Source organism: Xanthomonas sp. WHRI 10207, assembly GCF_040202975.1.
GTDB lineage: Bacteria > Pseudomonadota > Gammaproteobacteria > Xanthomonadales > Xanthomonadaceae > Xanthomonas.
The window spans coordinates 1-1,026 of sequence record NZ_JBEGDX010000013.1 but is presented as its reverse complement, the minus strand read 5'-3'; the positions used below and the strand labels follow the sequence as shown (position 1 = coordinate 1,026).

2 protein-coding genes are annotated in these 1,026 nt (G+C 61.3%); both read right to left on the bottom strand.

The window, feature by feature from the left end; genetic code table 11:
- Positions 1-25: 25 nt before the first annotated feature.
- Entirely contained in the window at positions 26-862 is an 837-nt protein-coding gene (locus ABQU90_RS22720; RefSeq protein WP_323523545.1) for an IS3 family transposase, read from the bottom strand.
- The coding region (locus tag ABQU90_RS22870) for a transposase (RefSeq protein WP_407078801.1) at positions 859-1,026 on the bottom strand (168 nt) is incomplete at its 5' end. The genes ABQU90_RS22720 and ABQU90_RS22870, both read right to left, overlap by 4 nt.

The window sequence follows — 1,026 nt, the reverse complement described above, 5'->3', positions numbered from 1 at the left end:
TCTGAAGCGTCCTCGATTCTTCGAGTCACTCAGAAGTAGAGGTGGTTGTTGATTGTGCCATTGCGAAGCGGATGGGTGGCAAGCCGCCGAGTGATCGATGTGGCCGTTGGTGGTTGTATCGATGACGCCAGTCCTCTGCCATGCGCCGAACCTCGTCGAGCGTGGTGAACACGAAGCGGTCCAGCACTTCGGTGCGGAAGGTGCGGTTGAAGCGTTCGATGTAGGCGTTCTGGGTAGGTTTGCCGGGCTGGATGTGGATCAGGGTGACGCCGTGCTGCTGTGCCCACTGCCTGAGCGCAGCGCTGATGAACTCCGGACCGTTGTCCAGGCGCAGTCGCCTTGGAGCACCACGCAGCTCGACCAATTCGTCCAGTGCGCGGATGACCCGTGCCGAGGGCAGGCTGGTGTCGATTTCGATCTTCATCGATTCGCGATTGAAGTCATCGTTGATGTTGAAGGTGCGGAAGCGGCGTCCAGACCACAAGGCATCGGACATGAAGTCCGCCGACCAAGTGTGGTTTGCCGCTTGCGGGATCTCCAGCGGCGCGCGGATGCGGTCAGGTAATCGGCGCTTGCCGCGACGTGGAAGGTTGAGCTTCAGCGCGGTGTAGACCCGCCAGGCGCGGGTCTTGCCCCAGCCCTGCGGTCGCAATGCCCAATCCATCAGCAGGCCAAAACCGTGGCCGGGGTTGTCCTTCAAATGCGCCTCGATTGCGGCGATGAGCGGGCCATCGTCGCGCTGGCGCGGACGGGAATGCCGTGCAGATCGGGACAGCTGCAGCACCCGATCAGCTCGACGGGCACTGAGGCCGTGAGTAGTTTGCATGACCAGACTCAATTCCAGTCGACGAGCCTGGCTCAACCTTTTCGCGACAGCACGTCCTTGAGCGCGTGGTGATCCAATGCCAACTCGGCATACATGCGCTTCATCCGGGCCAACTCGGCTTCCACATCCTTCAGATGCCGCAACTGCGACACCTCCATGCCGGCGTACTTGGACTTCCAGACGTAATGGGTCGGCTCGCT